This window comes from Acidovorax sp. BL-A-41-H1, from assembly GCF_051942715.1.
On the sequence record NZ_JBPVJQ010000003.1, the window covers coordinates 615925 to 631683 of the forward strand.

The window sequence follows — 15759 nt, forward strand, 5'->3', positions numbered from 1 at the left end:
CGCCGAATGAAACGCTCCCGTCCTGTCCTGTGGCAGGCCGGGAGCGTTTTTACTGGTGCAGGTACCTTGCCTGACCGACCCGCCACAATGGATCTTTGGCCGTTATTGGTTCACGTCAAGCGAAGCTGCCTGCGCCCCTGCACCCTGCCATCTGCCCATGTGGTCTTCCCCCCTTTTCTGGATAGCTGTCTCGCTCACCGTCTTCTGGGCGCTGGGCGCGTACAACCGCCTGATGCGCCTGCGCTCCGCCGTGGTGCAGGCGTTCGGTGCCTTTGATGCGCACATGCAGCGCCTGCTGGCCTTGCTTGGTGAGGTGGCAGCAGCGCGGCCGGTTGACGGAGCCGTGAGCCGTACTGTGGACCCTGCCAGCACCGTGATACCAGCGGTTCGTGCCGATGACCGCATGGCTGCCCTGGAGGGCGCCACGGTGCAGTTCAGCGCATCACTGGCGGTTGCGCGCGCGCGGCCGTTGCATGCGGATGCGCTTGCCGCCCTGGCGGCCGCCCGCAGCGTGCTGGATGCTTGCTGGGCGGCTGCCATGAACGAAAGCGCCGGCCTGGCGACTCAGAACGTGGCTGCCCCGGGCGACTCCAGCGCTGCACCTACCCAAGGCAGCGTTGCCGTGGATGAAGCGTCAGGCGATACAGGTGCGGCCGCATCAGTCGCGCTGCACACCTTGGTACCCTTGCAGATACGCTGGAGCGAAAACGTGGCCCACGCCGGTCACGCCATCGATACCTTCAACGATGCGGTCAGGCAGTACAACGAGGCTGTCGCTCAGTTTCCGGCGAGCTTGCTCGCCCGGCTTTTCGGCTTCAAGGCCACACGCGGGCTCTGAAACGAGCCCCGATCCATTCACCACCATGACCCATCCTTCTTCCCCGCGCCGCGCGCCGCCTGCGCAGCCCGTCCGCCAGGCACGGCCCCGCAGCAGCGGCCCGGTACCCGCCGAAAGGGGTGCTCAGGCTGCAGCAAGGCCTCGGCCTGCCGCTGACGGCTCTGTGGCCCTGTGGCAGCAGCTTGCCCAGGTAGCGATTGCATTGCAGGCCATACGCGGCGGACAGTCGGGTACCGCGGCGCTTGCTGCGGTGCGGCCCGACTTGCGCCCGGGCGTTCAATCGCTGCTGTTCCAGGTGCTGCGCCAGGCAGGCCGGGCCGAAACCCTGCGACGCCACATGGCACCGCGCACCCCGCCCCCTGCGGCAGATGCGTTGCTGTGCACCGCCCTCGCCCTGTGCTGGGACCCGCTGCAGTCGCCCTACGAACCGTTCACGCTGGTCAACCAGACGGTCGAGGCCGCCAAGCACGACCCTGCCACGCGGGCCCAGGCCTCGTTCATCAATGGCTGCCTGCGCCGGTTCCTGCGCGAGCGCGAGGCGCTGGTGGCGGCCACAGACGGCGAGCCGCTGGCCCGCTGGAACCATCCGCGCTGGTGGATCGACCGCTTGCGCAAGGACCACCCATCCGCGTGGGAGCAGATTCTGGCGGCCAACAATGCCCACGCGCCCATGACATTGCGTGTTAACAAGCAAAAAAGCACGGTAGCGCAATACCTTATTGCCCTGAATGCTATTGATATAGGAGCAAATGCCGTGGGCGATAGCGGGCTGGTGCTGGAGCGCCCCGTACCTGTGCAGATGCTGCCCGGCTTTGCGCAGGGCTGGGTGTCGGTGCAGGATGCTGCGGCCCAGCGCGCAGCGGGCCTGTTGCTCGACGGTCTCGACATGGCCCAGCCCCTGCGCGTGCTCGATGCCTGTGCAGCCCCCGGTGGCAAGACAGCCCATCTGCTGGAGCATGCGGGTGAGGGCGCGCCGCTTCAGGTTACGGCGCTGGAGATCGACCCCGTCCGCGCAAGCCGCATCACCGAAACGCTGGACCGGCTGGGCCTGCACGCCCAGGTGGTGGTGGCCGATGCCGCCCGACCCGATGCCTGGTGGCAGCAGCAGTGCAGTGGGGCACTCTTCGATGCCATCTTGCTGGATGCGCCGTGCACCGCGTCGGGTATCGTGCGTCGTCACCCCGATGTGCGCTGGCTGCGCCGCGAGTCGGACATTGCGCAGCTGGCCGCAATCCAGGCGCGTCTGCTCGAAGCCCTGTGGCCGCTGGTGCGTGTCGGCGGACGTCTGCTGTACTGCACCTGCTCGGTCTTTCGGGCCGAGGGCGAGCAGCAGGTGCAAACGTTTCTTGCGCACAACACCGACGCCGTTTTGCTGCCCTCGCCGGGCCATTTAATTCCCGCTATCCGGGACAGCCGCGCACACGTCCCGGACAATCCATCCAGTGATCACGACGGATTTTTTTACGCGCTGTTGCAGAAAACGTCGCCATGAGTTCGTGAGGGCTTGCGGCTGGCTGGTGTGCGCTGCGCTCTTCGTACTGATGGTCCAGACGAGCGGGGCAGCCGCGTCCGACGCGACCGCTGCCGAGAGCACCGAACTGCGCGTGGATCGCACCAGTGACGGCGTATTCCTCAGCACCAGTCTCCAGTTTGCCTTGCCCGAGCTGGCCGAAGACGCGCTCTACAAGGGCATCCCCATGTTCTTTGTGGCCGAAGCGCAGGTCTTGCGCCACCGCTGGTACTGGTCCGACAAGCAGGTTGCCCAAGCCACGCGGTACCTGCGGCTCAGCTACCAACCGCTGACGCGCCGGTGGCGGCTCAACACCTCCACCGTGCCCTTTTCCAACTCGGGTCTGGGCGTGGTGCTGGGGCAAAACTTTGATGACTACGACGACGCCATGGCCGCGGTACAGCGGATCGCGCGCTGGAAAATCGCCGATGCAGCTGCAATGGAGTCCGACGCCATGCACACCGTCAACCTGCGTTTTCGGCTGGACGTGTCGCAACTGCCGCGCCCCTTCCAGATCGGAGCTGTTGGCCAGTCTGGCTGGAATGTGCTGGTCTTGCGCAGCCAGCGCCTGACGCCGGAGCCCGCACGGTGACGTCGTCCGCCAGCGGCCCGGGCAGGTCGGGCAAGCCAGGCGATCCGGCTTCCAGCCACAGCGCTGCCCGGCAGTCGCGCGCGGTGCGGTGGGCACTGGGCGTGGGCGCGGCCATCATGTCGGCCATCGGCCTGGTGCTGCTGTTTCTGCTGACGCTGGCCACCAACAACCGCGCGCTGTACGAGCGCAACTACGCCTGGCTGTTCGGCGTGAATGTGCTGGTGGCCGTGCTGCTGCTGGCCGTGCTGTTGTGGGTGGCGGTACGTCTGGGCATCCGACTTCGGCGGGGGCGGTTTGGCAGCCGTCTGCTGGTCAAGCTGGCGGCCATCTTCGCGCTGGTCGGGCTGGTGCCCGGCGTGCTGATTTACGTGGTCTCATACCAGTTCGTCACCCGCTCCATCGAGAGCTGGTTCGACGTGAAGGTGGAGGGGGCCCTTTCGGCCGGGGTGAATTTGGCGCGGGTATCGCTCGATTCGCTGGCAACCGACATGGCGTCCAAAGCCCGCAATGCCAGTGCGCAGATCGGCCCCGTCCCGGACGCCGGAGCCGGCCTGGTGCTGGAGCGCATTCGGGAACAACTGGGTGCCACCGACGTGGTGCTGTGGAATGCCTCGGGCCAGGCCGTGGCCAGTGCGGGGCAAAGCCGGTTCAGCCTGAACCCGGAGCGGCCGGGCGCCGCGTTGCTGCGCACGGTACGACAGCAGCGGGCCACTGCGCAGATCGAAGGGCTGGACGACATTTCGGACCCGCTGGCGGCGCAGAGCGCGCGGGTGAAGGTGCTGGTACTGGTCAGCACGCCCGGTGTGGGGTTGCTGGTAGAGCCGCGTTATCTGCAGGCGACGCTGCCGTTGCCACCCGCGCTCGTGGCCAATGCCATCGCAGTGCAGGACGCCAACCGCGAGTACCAGGAGCGCGCGCTGGCCCGTGGAGGACTGCGCCGCATGTACGTTGGCACGCTCACGCTGAGCCTTTTCCTGGCCGTGTTCGGGGCCGTGCTGCTGGCCGTGTTGCTGGGCAACCAGCTTGTGCGACCGCTGCTGGTGCTGGCCGAGGGGGTGCGCGAAGTGGCTGCGGGCAACCTCAGCCCCAAGGCGGCGCTGCAGGGCCGCGACGAACTGGGCGGGCTGACGCGGTCGTTTGCGCTCATGACGCAGCAGCTGGCCGATGCGCGCCAGGCCGTGGAGCAGAGCATGGGTCAGGTCGATGCCGCGCGTGCCAACCTGCAGACCATTCTGGACAACCTCACCGCAGGCGTCATCGTGCTCGACGCCGAAGGCCTCATCCTGTCGTCCAACCCGGGCGCTACGCGGATCCTGAAGGCGCCCATGGCGGCTTATGAACGCCAGCCGCTGTCTGCCGTGCCCGGCCTGGCCGAGTTTGCTGCCTCGGTGCAGGGGCATTTCGACGCCTTTCTGGGGGACCACGAGCGGCATGGGCTCGACCACTGGCAGCAGCCATTTGAACTGCATCCATCTGCGGGCGGCGGCGCGCAGCAACACGCCACCAGCCTGGTCGCGCGGGGCGCCGAGCTCCCGAATGCCGCCCGGCTGTTGGTTTTTGACGACATTTCGGAGATTGTTTCGGCCCAGCGCGCACAGGCCTGGGGCGAGGTCGCCAGGCGCCTTGCGCACGAAATCAAGAACCCGCTGACCCCCATCCAGCTGTCTGCAGAGCGCTTGGAGATGAAGCTCTCGGGCAAGGTGGCCGCACCGGAACAGGCCATCCTGACCAAGTCGGTGAAGACCATCGTGGACCAGGTCGATGCCATGAAGCGCCTGGTCAACGAGTTCCGTGATTACGCGCGCCTGCCTGCTGCCGAACTGCAGTCGCTGGATCTGAACGCACTGGTTGCTGACGTGCTGAACCTCTACGGCGAAGAGAATGCCACCGTGCCGGTGGTGGCTGAGCTGGACCCGCAATGCCCCCCGATTGCAGGCGACGCGCAGCAACTGCGGCAGGTGGTGCACAACCTTTTGCAAAACGCGCAAGACGCCACCGAACAGGCGCGCGTCGAGGGCAAGACCGAACTGATGCCGGTACGGATCAGCACCCGCTGGGGTAGCACTTCGCGGCGTGTGCGCCTGACCGTTTCGGACTCGGGGAGTGGCTTTCCCGCGCACATCCTGCAGCGTGCGTTCGAGCCCTACGTGACCACAAAGGCGCGCGGTACCGGCCTGGGGCTGGCAGTGGTCAAGAAGATCGCCGATGAGCATGGAGCGCGGATTGACCTGTCCAACCGCACGGAAGACGGTGTGGTGCGGGGCGCGCAAGTGTCGCTATCATTCGCCCCTGAATCCCCGGTGGCGTGATAACAACAGCGCCCCGCAGTACCTCAAGGCGCTTCAAAACTCATGGCAAACATTCTGGTGGTCGACGACGAGCTGGGCATCCGTGACCTGCTGTCAGAAATTCTGAACGACGAAGGCCACAGTGTGGACCTGGCGGAAAACGCGACGCAGGCCCGCAGTGCGCGTGCCGCCAACACCTACGACCTGGTGCTGCTGGATATCTGGATGCCCGACACCGACGGGGTGTCGCTGCTCAAGGAATGGTCCACCGCGGGCGCGCTGACGATGCCCGTGATCATGATGAGCGGACACGCCACCATCGACACCGCGGTAGAAGCCACCCGCATCGGCGCATTTTCGTTTCTCGAAAAGCCCATCACCCTGCAAAAGTTGCTCAAGGCCGTGGAGCAGGGCCTGGCCCGCAATGCCGCCCACCAGGCAGCCCCCACTGCAGCCGTGCAAGTCGCGGCGGTGGCCCAAGTCGCTGCCGACCCGGCGTATGCAATCCCGTCCGCGTCGAGCGTCGTGGCCGTCCTGGCCGGCGCCGACAACGGGCCGCATGCCCATCAGGGGTTCGATCTGGACCGTCCTCTGCGCGAGGCACGGGACGGATTCGAAAAAGCCTACTTCGAGTTCCATCTGGCGCGCGAGGGCGGTTCGATGACCCGCGTGGCCGAGAAGACGGGGCTGGAGCGCACCCACCTGTACCGCAAGCTGCGCCAGCTGGGCGTGGACCTGGGCCGCGGCAAGCGCGGCTGACCGGCGAACCTTCTCGCTTTGCAGAAAATTGTGGGGTCGCGTTTTTGCGCCGGTTTTTCTGGATATAATTTGAGGCTCAGGCCCGGTAGCTCAGTCGGTAGAGCAGAGGATTGAAAATCCTTGTGTCGGTGGTTCGATTCCGCCCCAGGCCACCAAATTTTTATGGACGACCTTTTGGACGCCGGTAAAACGCAAAAAGCGACCCCTTAAAAGGTCGCTTTTTTGTTGGCGCATCGGGCCGGGACGCCTAGGCAGGCCAATCTGCGAGGATCTGTTCAAGGCCCCAACGGCCATCCCATGCCGTGGCAACGCTCCGACGATCCGTTACTTGCGGTCCTTGTTCTTGGCTTGCGGCAACTGTTGCGCCATTTCCAGGTGATGGCGCAACGCCGGCAGCTTGCCCGATGCAAAGGCCTTGATCTCAGCGTCCTTCGCGTCGCGCGACGCCTTCTCGAACAGTTCGATCGTGTCCCGGTGTGCCTCGATGCCCATGGACTCGGCATAGCGGCGGTCGAAGTCTGCGCCGTCGGCGGTCGACAGCAGCTTCATCTTGCCCTTTTGCACCATTGATGGACCGTCGGGCAGCTTCACGCCACGGGCCTGGGCCAGCGCAGCCAGTTCCTCGTTGGTCTGGGTGTGGTCCTTCACCATCTGCTGGGCAAAGGCCTTGATCTCGGGGCTGGTGGCTTTCTCTATGGCGAGCTTGCTGCTCTCGACCTCGGCGAAACCGCTGTGCGCGGCCTTTTCCATGAAGTCCCGGTCTGCGCCGTCTACACGCCGCTGGCCGGACGTTGCGGCTGAATCGGAGTTTCCGGCACCCTGGCCGCTCGCCTTGGCGGTTGTGCCGGAAGTGCCCTGGCTGCCCTGCGTGGTGTTCTGGGCCAACGAGACGCCGGGGGCCGACAGCGCTGCAAACAGCGTAACGGTGGCGATGGTCATGGGAGTGCGGTGAAAAGTCATGGTGAGTGCTCCTGCGGGCGGGTCAATGTGAAACACGGAGGTTGGGCGCACCAGCGCGGGCGTGTCGTAGGACGGTGTTGATGTCCGCCGTGTGATTCGGGCGAACGCAGGGGGCAGACAACTGTGCTGCGCGGGCGCACACCGGTGTGCCGTGCACAAGCCTTTGCCTTTCGCAAGCGGGCACTGGGACGGTCCGGCGATGACAGTCGAGTACATAAAAAAACCGGCAAGCGATGCACGCTTGCCGGTTGGTTGTGGGGACCGGCGGTCTTAAAGGCTCCGCGCCTTATCAGCGGTCATTCTTGTGACTCTGGCGGCCGGCTTCGGCATGCTGCTCGGATGAGCCGCCGCGTGTACCGCCACCGCTGCCACCGCTGTTCCCACCGTTGCCACTACCGTTGCCACCACCGCCGTGGCTCTTGGCGCCGGCCTGGCGGGCCTCTTCCGACGTGAACTCGTGCGCATTGCCACTTTGGTGGGCTGCCTGGCCCCCCTTGCTGGCAATTTCACGCTGGCGTTCGGGGTCCATCGCCGCAAAGCCGCGGTTGGAACTGCCGCCGCTGTTCTGGTTGCCACCGCTTTGGTTTCCCTGATTTCCCTGATTCGATGCCATTGAAATACTCCTTTGAAAGCCCGGCAGCAACATCGCCACTGGTGCCTTACTCCTGTGGCAATCGGGGTGCCACTCGGGGTATGCGTGATCCAGGGCTGACTCCTCCGGTACCGATTGCACAGGTGGTAAATCGTTCGGCAGAGCTTGCTGAGCCGGGCCCCTCTTTCGCCTTGTCGGAGCGTGTTGACATGCAGCGCTGTTGGCAGCGCGATGAACAAGAGAGGTGCTTTCCCGGCGACCGATCAGCCAAAGCGCCACACCGGCATGCTGTTGCGCGCTTTGCGGCGCTCGGCAGGCTCGATGCGCAATTCCTGCCGGTACTTGGTGACCGTGCGGCGCGCCACCTTCACGCCCTGGCGTTCGAGATGGCGCGTCAGGTCAGCGTCCGTCAAGGGCGCGTCTGATGATTCAGCCGCGACCATGCCACCGATCAGTTCACGGATGGCGGCCTGAGAACATTCACCGCCTCCGCTCAGGCGCATGGCGCGCGAGAAGAATTTCTTGAGCTCCATCACCCCGTGCGGGGTTTCCATGAATTTGTTGTTGGTCACCCGGCACACCGTGGATTCGTGCACGCCCACATCCTCGGCAATCTGCGCCAGCGCCAGCGGCTTGAGCGCAAGTGGCCCGTGCTCGAAGAAGCCTTGCTGGTGCCGCACGATGGCCTGGGCCACCGACATGATGGTGGAGATGCGCTGCTCGATGTTGCGCACGGTCCAGGTGGCTTCGCGGATCTGCCCGTCGAGCGCCGAGCCTGCGTCGATGCCTGCGCGGCGTGCAGCGTCGACGTAGTCGTGGTTGACACGCAAGCGCGGTACCGCGCGGTGGTTGCTCTGCACCGTCCACTCGCCGCTGCGCCTGCGGACCACGCGCACATCTGGCACCACGTACTGCACCGGGGGCGAGTTCACGCTCCAGCCCGGATGCGGGTCGAGCCGGCGGATGCGGGCCAGCACGGCCAGCACATCGGCGCTGCTGACATTCAGCAGGGCAGACAGCGTCTGCACATCGCTGGCGGCGACACGGCCCAGGTGGTCGAGCGCGCGCAGGCACAGCGCCTGTTGCGGTACCGGCGCCATGGCGCGCACCTGCAGGCGCAGGCACTCGGCCAGGTCGCGCGCGCCCACACCGGCGGGCTCCAGCGACTGCACCCGGCACAGGGCAATGCGCCACTCATCCTCGTCGGGCTGCTCGGGCCAGTCGGCCAGCAGTGTGGCCATGGCCAGTTCATCAATACTGGTGCGAAAGTAGCCGTCGTCTTCCAGCGATGCCGCCACCAGGCGCGCCAGTTCCCGCTCGCGCTCCGACAGCCGCAGCAGGTCCAGCTGGGCCATCAGGTGGTCGGCCAGTGTGGGGCTGTGAGCGCAGCGGTCTTGCAGTGCGTCGCCGTTGGCGGCGGGCGCGTGTCTGGGTGCATCCAGCCAGCTGGCATCGTCCATGCCGTCATAGAGGGCTGAGGTGTCGTCATCCACGCCATCTGCAGCGTCGTTGGCGCTCAGGATGCCGTCGATGTCGGTGCATTCGATGAACGGGTTGTTGGCCACCGCGTTCTGCAGTACCTGCCGGAAATCGAGCGATGACATCTGCAGCAGCTTCACGGCTTGCTGCTGGCGTGGCGACATGGCCAGTTGGTGGACTTGGTGGGGCAGGGCGGCGAGTTGGAGCATGGGTGGGCCGTACGACTGGAGTGATGCCGGGGCAACAGCTCCGGAATGGGTGGGTACTGCGCAAGCTCTGTGCCGCAAGCGCTCGGTAAACACCCTGATTCACGCGCAACCACCGCGTTTCAAAATGCCGCGTCGCCGGGTATGCGCATTGCACACGGTCGCGTTCACAGCCTACAGGGGCGTGTTCGCACTGGTATCGCGAGCTTCCACAGGCGCAAAACGGGTTTGCCGGCCGCTGCGTAAGTTGCGGTAACTTTTACCGGTTACCTTGTCCAGGGCGGTTGGCCCGTCGCTGGCGACAGCATCGCGCGGGTGTTGATTTCTGGTGCTGCAACCTGTGCCTACAGGCTGATGGACGCCGTTACGAATGCTATTTGCACGCGTGCGCCGCTAGAAGGTGCATGAAAGAATGAACTCACATGCATACAGACACGACAGATGGGAGGTGACCGTGAGCCATGTGTTGATCATCGAAGACGACAGGGACGCCGGGGAGGTGATGGCGCTGTGGATCGGGATGCTGGGCTTCTCTGTGACGGTGGCCCGCAGCCTGCGTGAGGCCCGCGCCCAGATGGCGCTGCACACGCCTAACCTCATCCTGCTGGACCTGCATCTGCCCGACGGGAACGGTCTGGCGCTGCTGCGTGACGAGTCGGGTGCCCCGCCGTGTGACGTGGTGCTGATCACCGGCCACGCCACGCTGGACACCTCCATCGAAGCCCTGCGCTTGGGCGCCGTGGACTACCTCGTCAAGCCCGTGTCGGAAAGCCAGCTGCGCGGCGTGCTGTCGCGCATTACCCGCCCCGGGGCCCTGCAGGCCGAGATCACCGGGCTGCAGACGGAATGGCAGCGCACCGGATTGTTCGGGCACCTGGTAGGCAAGTCAGCGGCCATGAGCGGTGTGTACCAGCAGATCGCCCGCGTGGCGGGCACGGCCATCACGGTGCTGATTGCGGGGGAGAGCGGCACCGGCAAAGAGCTGGTGGCGCGTACCGTGCATGACCTGAGCCGCCGCAGGGCGGGGCCGTTTCTGGCGGTCAACTGTGGCGCCATTTCGCCGCAACTGATCGAGAGCGAAATCTTCGGCCACGAGAAGGGCAGCTTCACCGGGGCCGACCGCCAGCACCAGGGCTTTTTCGAGCGGGCCGAGGGCGGCACGCTGTTTCTGGATGAGGTGACCGAGATGCCGCAGCAGTTGCAGGTCAAGCTGCTGCGCATTCTGGAAACACGCAGCTACATGCGGGTGGGCTCTACCCGTGTGCTGGAGGCCGATGTGCGCATTGTGGCGGCCACCAACCGTGACCCCGGGCAGGCCGTACGCAGCGGCGCGCTGCGTGAAGACCTGTTCTACCGCCTCAACGTGTTTCCGGTGGAGCTGCCGCCCTTGCGCGAGCGGCTCGAAGACGTACCCTTGCTGGCGCAGCACTTTCTGGTAGACGTGGCGCGGCGTGAAGGCCACACCCGCGTGTTTACACCCGCAGCACTGCGCGCGTTGCAGGCCTACCCCTGGCCGGGCAATGTGCGCGAGCTGCGCAACGCCGTGCAGCGCGCCTATGTGATGGCAGAAGGTGATGAGGTGACCGACGCGTGGATGCCGACCGCAGCAGATCCACGCAGGAGCGCGGATGGTGCCCAAGAGCGGGGTGGCGATGGCATCCGTGTGCCGCTGGGAACCTCGCTGGCCGAGACGGAGCGCAAGCTCATCCTGGCCACGCTCGGGCATTTTCAGAACCACAAGGAGCGCACGGCCGCGGCACTGGGTGTGAGCCTGAAGACGCTGTACAACCGGCTCAAGGAGTACGAGGGCATGCCCGCCACGAACACGCCGCACTGAATGAGTGAGGGGCTTAATGCAACGGGCGGCGCCGGTTACCGACGGGATGTAGGGACGGCTTCATGGACCCGGCCTAGCTGTAGCGCATCCGCGTTGGGTGCTGCGCGGCGAACAGCATCGACCGGGCCAGGTCGGGCGGCTGACGTGCCACCCGGGCCGCGCGCTTGATGCTGTCTTTGGCAAAGGCAGGCTCCTGGGTCAGCTTCAGGTGCCCGGTCACCGCATGGACCAGTTGTCCGTACCCTGGCAATCGGCGTGCCCGGCCCCGCTGCGGGGCTTTGGCAAAAGCAGCCGCGGTATAGAATTCGCGCCCCGCACGGCTGCTGTGGCCCTGGCCCGGCGGTCAGTTGGCACACGCATCTGCCTCGCCCGCCCCGTACTGCGGGCTCACCCTTTTCTCAGGGCCTGCGGCCCCGCAGCGGTTCACGCGCGGCGGCCGCTGCCCTATGTTCACCCTGGCTTTCCATGTCCCCAGTGCCTGTCCTGCCCCACACCACCCTCGGAATCGACTTTGGCACCTCCAACTCGGCCATGGCCGTGCGGCAGGGCAACGGGCTGTCGCAGATGATTGCGGTGGAAGGCGATGCACGTACGCTGCCCACCGCGCTGTTCTTCAATGGCGAAGACCATCGCACCCACTTCGGCCGCGACGCCGTGGCCCACTACCTGGCGGGCACCGAGGGCCGCCTGATGCGCTCGCTCAAGAGCCTGCTGGGCAGCGCGCTGCTGCAGGACAAGACGGCGGTGCACAACAAGCTGGTGAGCTACCAGGACATCATCAGCCTGTTCCTGCGCATGCTGGTGCAAAAGGCCCAGGGCGAACTGGGCGGGATGCCCGAGCGCGTGGTGATGGGCCGCCCCGTGCATTTTGTGGATGGCGACCCCGGGCGTGACCAGCAGGCCGAAGACGCATTGCGCCGCGCTGCCGAGGATGCGGGCTTTGCCGACGTGTCGTTCCAGTACGAGCCAATTGCCGCGGCGCTGGACCATGAGCAGCGCATCGACCGCGAGACGCTGGTGCTGGTGGTGGACATCGGCGGCGGTACGTCGGACTTCACGGTGGTGCGCCTGGGCCCCGAGCGCATGCAGCGCGCCGACCGCGCCAGCGATGTGCTGGCCACCACCGGCGTGCATGTGGGCGGCACCGACTTCGACCGGCGCCTCAGCCTGGACCTGCTGATGCCCCTGCTGGGCTTTCGCCACACCGGCCCCGCCGGGCGCGAGGTACCCAGCCGCGTGTTCTTTGACCTCTCGACCTGGCACCTGATCCAGTGGCTGTACGCGCCACGCGCCATGCGCGACGCACAAGACCTGCGCACCAGCTATGCCGACGCTCGCCTGCACGCCCGGCTGATGCGTGTGCTGCACGAGCGCCTGGGCCACCGCCTGGCCGACACGGTGGAGCAGGCCAAGATTGCCGCGTCGCTGGCCGATGCCGATGCGCCCATGGCACTGGACTGGATCGAACCGCTGCTGGCGGCCACCGTCACCCCGCAGGGGCTGGCCCAGTCGCTGGCGCAGCCGCTGGAGCAGGTGGTGGCCTGTGCGGGCGAGTGCCTGCAACGGGCCGGCCTGGCCGCACCGGGCGGGGTGGACGCGATCTACCTTACCGGAGGCTCGTCGGCCCTGCGGCCCTTGCGCCACGCGCTGCGGCAGGCGTTTCCGGAGACGCCGCAGGTCGAGGGCGACCTGTTTGGCGGGGTGGCGTCGGGGCTGGCCGTCAGTGGTCGCTAAACCCTCCGGTGCAGGTCCTTGAATCCCGTTTTGCTATTGTATTGATAGCTGTCAGGGATTGTTCTTCCTGGGCCTCAGGCCTGTTTTGCCCAAAATTGACCATCCGGGCACGGTTTTGGCGCTTTCAGCGGGTGCGTCACGCCGTGCCAGCGCCATCGATCTTCCCGTCCCCCCCGTCGTCCCCCTGGTCCCCGTCCTCGCGCTTCCACGCCAGGGCGGTGTTGTAGAGCTGGTTACGCGGCGCGCCGGTGATTTCGGCGGCCAGCCGCACGGCCGTTTTGAGGGGAAGTTCCTGCACCAGCAGGCGCAGCACACGCAGGCTCTCGCTGTCGTCCGTGGCCACGGCCACCGGGTGCAGCAGCACGACGAATTCACCGCGAGAGCGCTGCGGTGATCCGTCCAGCCAGGCCTTCAGATCCTTCGCGGGCTGGGTCGTCACCTCTTCAAACTGCTTGGTCAGCTCGCGGGCCAGCGTGACGGGGCGTTCGCCCAGCACGGCCAGCGCCTGGGCCAGTTCGCCGATGCGGTGGGGGGCTTCCAGCAGCACCACGCACCGGGGCTCAGGGGCCAGCTGCTGCGCAATGGCGGTGGCGCGCTCGGCGCTTTTGGTGGGCAGGAACCCGGCAAACACAAAGCCGCCGTGCTCGCTGCCGTGCGCCACGGCCCCGGCCACGCTGAGCGCCGTGGTCACGCTGCTGGCGCCGGGCAGGGGCACGGCACGCAGGCCTGCGGCCTGCACAGCGGCCACCAGGCGCGCACCGGGGTCGCTCACGCCGGGGGTGCCTGCATCGCTCACGTAGGCCACGCGCTGGCCCTGCTGCAGCCGCAGCACCACGTTCTGCGCGGCCTCGGCCTCGTTGTGCTGGTGCACGGCCAGGCACTGGGCCGACCCCTTGTCGATGCCGTAGGCGCGCAGCAGCGCCTGGGTGTGGCGCGTGTCCTCGCAGGCCACGGTGTCGGCCATCTGCAGCACATGTAGCGCCCGCAGCGTGATGTCGGCCAGGTTGCCAATCGGCGTGGCCACCACATACAGGGCACCCTGCGGATAATGCTGCGCAGCCGCCGCTTCGCGCGCGGCGTCAAGGGCTGAAGCGAAAGATGCGCTCAATGAAATTCCTTGGAAGAAGTAAGCCCGCGCCCGAATCCAGCACAGGCACTGCGCCCACAACGCGGGAGCGCGGCAACATGGCAGAGGACCGCGCCCTGGCCTACCTGGAACAGCAGGGCCTGCGTGCCGTGGCCCGCAATTATCGGACGCCCGGCCGCGGCGGTGGCGAGATTGACCTGGTGATGCGCGACCGCGATGGCACGCTGGTGTTTGTGGAAGTGCGCAGCCGGGGCACTGCCGCGTTTGGCGGGGCGGGCGCGAGCATTGGCGCGGTCAAGCAGCGGCGCATTGTGCTGGCGGCGCGCCACTACCTGCTGCGCCTGCCGTCGCCGCCACCGTGCCGGTTTGACGTGGTGCTGGTGGAAGACACCGTGCAGTGGCTCCAAGCCGCGTTTGACGCGCAGTAGCGGGTGATAAACGCTCCCGGAGCCGCCAGACGACCCACCCGCCTCTACGGTTTGCTACAAAATATGTAACACCAGCCGGGTATCATCGGGCCCTCATGCTAGAGCAACGCATCCAACAGCATTTCATCGACAGTGCCGACCTGAAGTACCAGGCCGCGCAGGTTCTGAGCCACCCCATCGCTGCCGCCGTGCAGGCCGTGCTGGCCTGCGTGACCAGCGGGGGCAAGGTGCTGGCCTGCGGCAACGGCGCATCGGCCGCCGAGGCGCAGCAGTTTGCCGCCTTCTGCGTGGCCGGTTTCGAGCGCGAACGCCCTGAACTGGCCGCCGTGGCGCTCACGTCCGACGGAACCATGCTCACGGCCGTATCGGCCGGCGCCAGCGATGCCGCCCAGCAGTTTGCGCGGCAGGTGCGCGCGCTGGGGCAGGCGGGCGACGTGCTGCTGCTGCTGTCGGTCAGCGGCAACGATGCCAACCTGCTGGCCGCCGCCGAAGCCGCCCACGAGCGCGACATGACGGTGGTGGCGCTGACCGGCCGCACGGGCGGCAAGCTGGCTGCGCTGCTGCGCGAAACCGATGTATTGATCAACGTGCCGCACGACCGCGCGGCGCGCGTGCGTGAAGTCCACGCCCTTGTGCTGCACTGTCTGAGCGACGGTGTGGACGCCCAGTTACTTGGTGAACAGGAGACTCCGCTATGAACCAGACCCCATATTCTTCCTTGCCCCGCGGCGCTGTGGCCGCCCGTTCGGCCCGCCGCACCGTGTGCACCGTGCTGGCCGCTGCCGCACTGGCCGCCACCCTGTCGGCCTGCGCCCCGCTGATCGTCGGCGGCGCCGTCGTGGGCGGCGTGATGGCAGTGGACCGCCGCACGGCGGGTACGCAGATCGAGGACGAAGGCATCGAGCTGCGCGCCGCGGCCCGCATCCGCGAAACGCTGGGCGACCGCGTGCACGTCAACATCACGAGTTACAACCGCCAGGCGCTGGTGACCGGCGAAGTGAATAACGCCCAGGACCGCCAGTCGGTCGAGCAGATCGTCTCGCAGGTGGACAACGTGCGCTCGGTCGTCAACGACCTGGCCGTGACGCCGCCCAGCACCCTGAGCCAGCGTTCCAACGACACATTCATCACCGGCAAGGTGCGCGCCAGCCTGGTGGACGCCCGCGACATTACTGCCAATGCCTTCAAGGTGGTGACCGAGCGCGGCACCGTGTACCTGATGGGCCGCGTGTCGCAGCGCGAGGCCACGCGTGCCACCGAAATCGCGCGCGGGGTGAGCGGGGTGGTCAAGGTCGTGCGCGTGTTCGAGATCGTCTCGGAAGAAGAGCTGCGCCGCAGCGCGCCCCAGCCGGCCCCTGTGACGACGGACCGCGCTCCTGCCGGCGGCTGATCCCCGCTGCGCCAGACAAAAAAACCCGGGCTGCCTTCGCACCCCGGGTTTTTTCATGG

The 15759-nt window shown here is 66.7% G+C and carries 15 protein-coding genes and 1 tRNA gene; 11 read left to right on the forward strand and 5 right to left on the reverse strand.

Annotated features, from left to right (window positions below):
• The first annotated feature begins 157 nt into the window (after nucleotides 1-157).
• The 6 genes from ACTPOI_RS03860 (at nucleotide 158) to ACTPOI_RS03885 (ending at nucleotide 6142) form a co-directional block, all read left to right on the forward strand.
• Nucleotides 158-838, forward strand: coding sequence for a LemA family protein (locus ACTPOI_RS03860; protein WP_440106581.1), 681 nt, complete (start codon nucleotides 158-160; stop codon nucleotides 836-838).
• 163 nt (nucleotides 839-1001) lie between these two features.
• On the forward strand, nucleotides 1002-2330 hold the full coding sequence (gene rsmB, locus ACTPOI_RS03865; RefSeq protein ID WP_440108257.1) for a 16S rRNA (cytosine(967)-C(5))-methyltransferase RsmB: 1329 nt from the start codon (nucleotides 1002-1004) through the stop codon (nucleotides 2328-2330).
• A 49-nt stretch (nucleotides 2331-2379) separates the two neighbouring features.
• A complete protein-coding gene (locus tag ACTPOI_RS03870) occupies nucleotides 2380-2940 on the forward strand; it encodes a DUF4390 domain-containing protein (RefSeq protein ID WP_440106583.1) in 561 nt (186 codons plus the stop codon).
• Nucleotides 2937-5249 (forward strand): ATP-binding protein, encoded by a 2313-nt coding sequence (locus ACTPOI_RS03875; protein ID WP_440106585.1) that lies wholly within the window; start codon nucleotides 2937-2939, stop codon nucleotides 5247-5249. The genes ACTPOI_RS03870 and ACTPOI_RS03875 overlap by 4 nt, the downstream gene beginning before the upstream one ends.
• Before the next feature lie 42 nt (nucleotides 5250-5291).
• Entirely contained in the window at nucleotides 5292-5987 is a 696-nt protein-coding gene (locus ACTPOI_RS03880) for a response regulator (RefSeq protein ID WP_440106587.1), read from the forward strand.
• 79 nt (nucleotides 5988-6066) lie between these two features.
• Nucleotides 6067-6142: transfer RNA gene (locus tag ACTPOI_RS03885), tRNA-Phe, on the forward strand.
• Nucleotides 6143-6311: 169 nt separating this feature from the next.
• Here the strand turns inward: ACTPOI_RS03885 and ACTPOI_RS03890 are convergent.
• From ACTPOI_RS03890 to rpoN, 3 genes are all read right to left on the reverse strand, one after another.
• Complete coding sequence (locus ACTPOI_RS03890) at nucleotides 6312-6947, reverse strand: DUF4142 domain-containing protein (RefSeq protein ID WP_440106589.1); 636 nt, start codon at nucleotides 6945-6947, stop codon at nucleotides 6312-6314.
• A gap of 289 nt (nucleotides 6948-7236) precedes the next feature.
• Nucleotides 7237-7560 carry a KGG domain-containing protein gene (locus ACTPOI_RS03895; RefSeq protein ID WP_440106591.1) on the reverse strand — a complete coding sequence of 108 codons (324 nt, stop codon included), beginning with the start codon at nucleotides 7558-7560 and terminating at the stop codon, nucleotides 7237-7239.
• A 242-nt stretch (nucleotides 7561-7802) separates the two neighbouring features.
• Nucleotides 7803-9227, reverse strand: coding sequence for an RNA polymerase factor sigma-54 (gene rpoN / locus ACTPOI_RS03900; protein WP_440106593.1), 1425 nt, complete (start codon nucleotides 9225-9227; stop codon nucleotides 7803-7805).
• A 451-nt stretch (nucleotides 9228-9678) separates the two neighbouring features.
• Between rpoN and ACTPOI_RS03905 the strand changes: the two genes are divergently transcribed.
• Nucleotides 9679-11061, forward strand: coding sequence for a sigma-54-dependent transcriptional regulator (locus ACTPOI_RS03905; protein ID WP_440106595.1), 1383 nt, complete (start codon nucleotides 9679-9681; stop codon nucleotides 11059-11061).
• Between the two features lie 73 nt (nucleotides 11062-11134).
• Here ACTPOI_RS03905 and ACTPOI_RS03910 read toward each other — a convergent pair whose 3' ends face one another.
• Entirely contained in the window at nucleotides 11135-11281 is a 147-nt protein-coding gene (locus tag ACTPOI_RS03910) for a hypothetical protein (RefSeq protein ID WP_440106597.1), read from the reverse strand.
• 245 nt (nucleotides 11282-11526) lie between these two features.
• On the opposite strand from ACTPOI_RS03910, the gene ACTPOI_RS03915 reads away from it, so the two are divergent.
• Nucleotides 11527-12795 (forward strand): Hsp70 family protein, encoded by a 1269-nt coding sequence (locus ACTPOI_RS03915; RefSeq protein WP_440106599.1) that lies wholly within the window; start codon nucleotides 11527-11529, stop codon nucleotides 12793-12795.
• 136 nt (nucleotides 12796-12931) lie between these two features.
• Here the strand turns inward: ACTPOI_RS03915 and rsmI are convergent, their stop codons facing one another.
• On the reverse strand, nucleotides 12932-13903 hold the full coding sequence (gene rsmI, locus ACTPOI_RS03920; RefSeq protein ID WP_440106601.1) for a 16S rRNA (cytidine(1402)-2'-O)-methyltransferase: 972 nt from the start codon (nucleotides 13901-13903) through the stop codon (nucleotides 12932-12934).
• On the opposite strand from rsmI, the gene ACTPOI_RS03925 reads away from it, so the two are divergent.
• The 3 genes from ACTPOI_RS03925 (at nucleotide 13903) to ACTPOI_RS03935 (ending at nucleotide 15700) form a co-directional block, all read left to right on the forward strand.
• Nucleotides 13903-14310, forward strand: coding sequence for a YraN family protein (locus ACTPOI_RS03925; protein ID WP_440106603.1), 408 nt, complete (start codon nucleotides 13903-13905; stop codon nucleotides 14308-14310). The two genes, rsmI and ACTPOI_RS03925, sit on opposite strands and share 1 nt — an antisense overlap.
• 95 nt (nucleotides 14311-14405) lie before the next feature.
• Nucleotides 14406-15008: an SIS domain-containing protein gene (locus ACTPOI_RS03930; RefSeq protein WP_440106605.1), complete on the forward strand. Its 603-nt coding sequence runs from the start codon at nucleotides 14406-14408 to the stop codon at nucleotides 15006-15008.
• Nucleotides 15005-15700, forward strand: a complete 696-nt coding sequence (locus tag ACTPOI_RS03935; protein ID WP_440106607.1) for a BON domain-containing protein — start codon at nucleotides 15005-15007, stop codon at nucleotides 15698-15700. The genes ACTPOI_RS03930 and ACTPOI_RS03935 overlap by 4 nt, the downstream gene beginning before the upstream one ends.
• The last annotated feature ends 59 nt before the right edge of the window (nucleotides 15701-15759 follow it).

Coding starts and splice junctions, on each gene's coding strand:
- ACTPOI_RS03860 (WP_440106581.1), top strand. CDS start 158: ATGTGGTCTTCCCCCCTTTTCTGGATAGCTGTCTCGCTCACCGTCTTC.
- ACTPOI_RS03870 (WP_440106583.1), top strand. CDS start 2,380: ATGGTCCAGACGAGCGGGGCAGCCGCGTCCGACGCGACCGCTGCCGAG.
- ACTPOI_RS03880 (WP_440106587.1), top strand. CDS start 5,292: ATGGCAAACATTCTGGTGGTCGACGACGAGCTGGGCATCCGTGACCTG.
- ACTPOI_RS03890 (WP_440106589.1), bottom strand. CDS start 6,947: ATGACTTTTCACCGCACTCCCATGACCATCGCCACCGTTACGCTGTTT.
- ACTPOI_RS03895 (WP_440106591.1), bottom strand. CDS start 7,560: ATGGCATCGAATCAGGGAAATCAGGGAAACCAAAGCGGTGGCAACCAG.
- rpoN (WP_440106593.1), bottom strand. CDS start 9,227: ATGCTCCAACTCGCCGCCCTGCCCCACCAAGTCCACCAACTGGCCATG.
- ACTPOI_RS03915 (WP_440106599.1), top strand. CDS start 11,527: ATGTCCCCAGTGCCTGTCCTGCCCCACACCACCCTCGGAATCGACTTT.
- ACTPOI_RS03925 (WP_440106603.1), top strand. CDS start 13,903: ATGAAATTCCTTGGAAGAAGTAAGCCCGCGCCCGAATCCAGCACAGGC.
- ACTPOI_RS03930 (WP_440106605.1), top strand. CDS start 14,406: ATGCTAGAGCAACGCATCCAACAGCATTTCATCGACAGTGCCGACCTG.
- ACTPOI_RS03935 (WP_440106607.1), top strand. CDS start 15,005: ATGAACCAGACCCCATATTCTTCCTTGCCCCGCGGCGCTGTGGCCGCC.